This is a genomic window from Mesorhizobium sp. M2A.F.Ca.ET.042.01.1.1 (assembly GCF_003997405.1).
Classification (GTDB): Bacteria; Pseudomonadota; Alphaproteobacteria; order Rhizobiales; family Rhizobiaceae; genus Mesorhizobium.
This window is the reverse complement of the sequence record NZ_RZRX01000377.1, coordinates 1-4218: the sequence shown is the minus strand read 5'-3', so window position 1 is coordinate 4218 and position 4218 is coordinate 1. Positions and strand designations below refer to the sequence as shown.

Annotated in this window: 3 protein-coding genes; 2 read left to right on the top strand and 1 reads right to left on the bottom strand. The window is 60.6% G+C overall.

From position 1 onward, the window contains the following. Positions 1-120 precede the first annotated feature (120 nt). Positions 121-990 carry an ArdC-like ssDNA-binding domain-containing protein gene (locus EOA23_RS32100; RefSeq protein ID WP_127307036.1) on the bottom strand — a complete coding sequence of 290 codons (870 nt, stop codon included), beginning with the start codon at positions 988-990 and terminating at the stop codon, positions 121-123. A 1090-nt stretch (positions 991-2080) separates the two neighbouring features. On the opposite strand from EOA23_RS32100, the gene EOA23_RS32095 reads away from it, so the two are divergent. Together EOA23_RS32095 and EOA23_RS32090 are read left to right on the top strand one after the other, a co-directional pair. Continuing rightward, positions 2081-3598, top strand: coding sequence for a PAS domain S-box protein (locus EOA23_RS32095; protein WP_126060852.1), 1518 nt, complete (start codon positions 2081-2083; stop codon positions 3596-3598). A 127-nt stretch (positions 3599-3725) separates the two neighbouring features. Continuing rightward, positions 3726-4218: DUF4142 domain-containing protein (locus tag EOA23_RS32090; protein ID WP_145966549.1), on the top strand; the 493-nt coding region annotated here is incomplete at its 3' end.

The window sequence follows — 4218 nt, the reverse complement described above, 5'->3', positions numbered from 1 at the left end:
ACATTATTGGTTCCTTTGCTGGTCAAAACGACAGCAAAGGTTCGACCGAAATAATGCTGAGCAAATCCCGGTCCGCGAACGCCGCATCCAGCGGGTTTCAAGCGTTGTAGCCGCGTTCCTTCACATTATGGGCTGCTGCGGATAACTGAAATTATGGTGAGGTGAGCATAACTCGAGCCAGGAGCCGACATAGTCGGAATGTCGGACTGTTGGCACGATGCCCAACGCCGCGCAGCAGAAAGCTGCGTTTATCTCCGCCACAAGCTCCTCGAACGCGTACCCCCTTGAGCCGAAAGAACCGGAGAGGTCACGGGCCAAGCGTGAAGAGTGGCCGGTGGCATGCCCAAGCTCATGCAACGCAGTGCGATGCCAGTCGATCGGCTCGAAAAATGCTTGAGGGGGCGGCACCTGAACATAGTCGTAAGGCGGCATGTAGAATGCTCTGTCGCCGCCAATGCGGAAGTCGATACCTGTGGCCTTGATCAACGCCTCGACTCGCGGCTCGATCAAGCTAGCGGGTGGCGGCGGCGATAAAGGTGCGACTTCATCGGGGAGCCCATCACATTGCTCGATATTGAAAACGGTGAAGCGCTTCAGGAACGGCATCGCTTGGGCATTCTCGCCTGTCTCGCGAGCGCGCTTCTTCTCATCGTCCGGGACAAAACGATTGGCATAAACGACTGTAGTGCCACGCTCGCCTCTGCGGACGCTCCCGCCGAGGGCGACGGCCTGTCGATAGGTTACCCACCTCTGCGTTGGGAACCCGCGTTCGACGGCGGCGCCCCACAGAATAAGCACGTTGATCCCGCTATATGTGCGATGCGTGCTGGCATTCGTCGGCAGAGCAACCGACGTCTTTGCCGCCGCGGTGCCCCAGGGCTGTACCCAAGGAAAACGGCCCGCTTCCAGTTCGGCAATTATCTTGTTGGTGATCTCGTCGTAGAGGTTTGACCGGTCGGCGGCATGGGCTCGATTGGTTCGGACAGACATAGCGGTTCTCCGCGACGGGCGCCGAAGGCCTCTCCTTCCGCTTTAACCCGTCGCGAAAAACACCCCCCTCCTCTGACTCTCCGTCGGGAGAGCCGAGGATCTCCCGACCAACGCAAAAAGGGCGTACAAGGCGGAGGCACCGAAATGTCCGTCGGCGGAAATAAGTCAGTTCGGTGCTGTAGCAGGTTCGTGGCCCTGAGACCGGTTCAACAGGGCGGCCGAAGGAGCATCAGCATAGCGCCGCCGTGAGGCGGGATGCGGGACCGACAGCCCCCGGCGAAGGGCGCCACATGGGTGCAATTCCAGCAACTCTGATTCGATCCGATCGATCCCGAACGCAGTCTGGTCCCCGATGAGATCCACGGATTCGTCGCATACCAAACTCTGGATGCCGACGGACACATCTGAACGTGCCGATTTTGGGGCGCCGATAACAAAACCTCGCCGCAGCTGACGAACGCAGATTCCTCAGTTCATGGCTAGCACCGCGAGAGACCGAGAGGCGATGATCCCGCCTGAACCCGAAAGGCCCGCAACCGAGAAGGATGGGGCTGCGGGCTCTTGTCGGAAACCAGCCCGACACGACGGTCGCATGACGAGCCAAAGGAGTGCGTCGTGCTCCCGAACTGCCGCCCGACAAAGATGTTCCAACAACAAAAAACCCGCCGGCCGGAGCCAGCGGGCGAAGTTGAAGGTTGGTCTCGGCCCACCAGGGTCGAGCGGAAATAAAGGCATATCGTGCGGAGGGGCGCCCTCTCAAATGTTAAGTGTTGCCGCTCTAAGCACAGGTTGCTGTTTTCTGATCAGGAGGAGGAGAGAAGCCGAGCTGCTGCCGCGCCATTCGACTGGGGAGTTCCGGGCGGCCAGGCTGCGTCTGATACTTGATTTGGGAATCCGGAATTTCATCGCCTCACCAATACCGATTGACGGTCCTAATCAAGCATAGTGCCCGAAGTCCCTATTGCGAAACTGCGCAAGGCGCATATTGTTTGTTGGTCGGGGTCTGCGGTCCAAGGACTTGGCCCCTGGACGCGGTGCTATTTGGTCGAGGATGGCCGAACTTCAATAGAGCCGTCCGTGGGACAGAGCCATGCAGCACGGGGCCGTGAGTAATGCGGGCATGGGGCGAGGCCAGGGTGGGCCGGCCGGTGGCGATGTTGTCCGCGAGCAAGCCGTCCTCTTTCGTCTCACCGACCGACTTTACCGGGCCAACGGCCTTGACGAGATCTACGATGCAGCGCTGGACGCCATATGCGACGCCCTCGGTTCGTCGCGCGCCTCGATCCTGAGATTTGACAGCCACGGCGTCATGAGCTTCGTCGCCTGGCGCTCTCTCTCTGATGACTATCGCAGGGCCGTCAACGGTCACACACCTTGGACCTGCAATGAGCACGACGCCGAGCCAATCTTTGTCGAGGATATTCGTCTCAGCAGTGAATCCCGGCAGCTCATCGACACGGTCCTTGGCGAGGGAATCCAAGCGCTGGCCTTTATCCCACTTGCCAGCTCCCGCGAGCTCATCGGCAAGTTCATGGTCTACTACCCGGCACCCCATCGCTTCGCCGATCGTGAACGCGAACTGGCGTTGACCATTGCCCGTCAGCTCGGCTTTGCCATCGAACGGGAGCGGGCGGAAACGACAGCAGCGCGACTGAGCGCACTGGTCGAATCCTCGGATGATGCCATCCTCGCGACGGATATGGACGGCATCGTCACGGACTGGAACAGCGGCGCCGAGCGTCTCTACGGCTACGGCCGCGAGGAAATGGTCGGACGTCCGCTCATGTCGCTGATACCGCCCGATCGCCAGAACGAGGAGCGCGAGATTCTGGCGCGCATTCGCAATGGAGAGCATGTCGGGCATTTCGAGACCGTTCGCCTGCACAAGGATGGCAGCAGCATTCCCATCTCCCTCACCGCTTCCCCGATCGCGGACGCGTCCGGCGCGATCGTCGGTGTCTCCAAGATAGGCCGTGACATTTCCGAGCGGCTGCGCGCGCAACAGCAGCGCGAGCTGCTGCTTCGCGAGATGGACCACCGCGTGAAGAACCTTTTTGCCATCGCAAAAACAATCGTCAGTTTGAGCGCCCCAGCCGCTAAAACGCCGGCCGCGCTCGCCTCCACCGTGTCCGAACGCCTCGGCGCCCTCGCGCGGGCGCATGCGCTGACGATGCTCCCCGCGACTGGCTCGTCTGTTCAGGCCGCGACGAGCCTGCATGCATTGGTCGCTGCAATCCTCGAGCCATACCGACAGGGAACTGACGAGCACCCTCGCTTCGCGATCAGTGGCATCGATCTGCCGGTGCCTTCAAGGATGATCACGCCGCTTTCTCTCCTGCTCCACGAATTCGCCACCAACGCCGCCAAACACGGCAGCCTCTCGGCGGCCGCCGGCTCCATAGAGATCGCCTGCTCGAACACTGACGGCAAGGTGACTGTCCAGTGGAGAGAGATAGGAGGACCACCTCCGGTCGCAACCGACGACGAAGGTTTCGGGAGCCGCTTGATCCGCGCCGCGGCGAGTGAGCTTGGCGGAGTCGTGCGGGATTGGGACGCCGCCGGAATTGTCCTTGAGATCACGATTGATCTCGAAAGATTCCCGGCCTGATGTCCTAGCCGCTTGTCCGGGCGGCAGCTCCAGCGGGCGCTCAGCGAAATCGAGCTGGCGTTGGAACAAACGCGACAGCCTTCTGTTTGCCTTCAGGCACAATTCAGTGCGTTAGAGGACATCATCTATGAAGTTGCGTTTGTTATCGGCCGCGCTGTGCACGGCCGGCGCCTTGGGTTTTGCCCATCCGGCGCTCAGTGCCGAAAAGGCGCAGGATTTCGTCAACAAGGCTGCCGAAGGCGGGATCTTCGAGGTCGAGTCCAGCAAGATCGTCCAGGGCAAGGCGAAGGACCAGACTGTCAATGAGTTCGCCCAGAAAATGATAACTGATCACGGCGCCGCCAACGCCAAGCTGCAGTCGATCGCTGGCGAGCAGAAACTGCAGATTCCCGCCGAAACGGACGCGAAGCACAAGAGCGATCTTGAGGCGCTGAAATCGGCCAACGGTTCGGCCGACCAGTCCTACGTGAAGATGCAGCAGGACGCGCATGCGGACGCGGTCAAGCTATTCCAGGACTATGCGGCCGACGGCGACAACGCGGAACTGAAGGCATTTGCCCAGCAGACGCTGCCGACACTCAAGATGCACCAGGAGATGATCGAAAAGATCGCCTCAGGCA

What these genes read in the sequence shown, in the direction of transcription:
- EOA23_RS32100 (WP_127307036.1), bottom strand. Translation starts at nt 990, where the DNA reads ATGTCTGTCCGAACCAATCGAGCCCATGCCGCCGACCGGTCAAACCTC.
- EOA23_RS32095 (WP_126060852.1), top strand. Translation starts at nt 2,081, where the DNA reads ATGCAGCACGGGGCCGTGAGTAATGCGGGCATGGGGCGAGGCCAGGGT.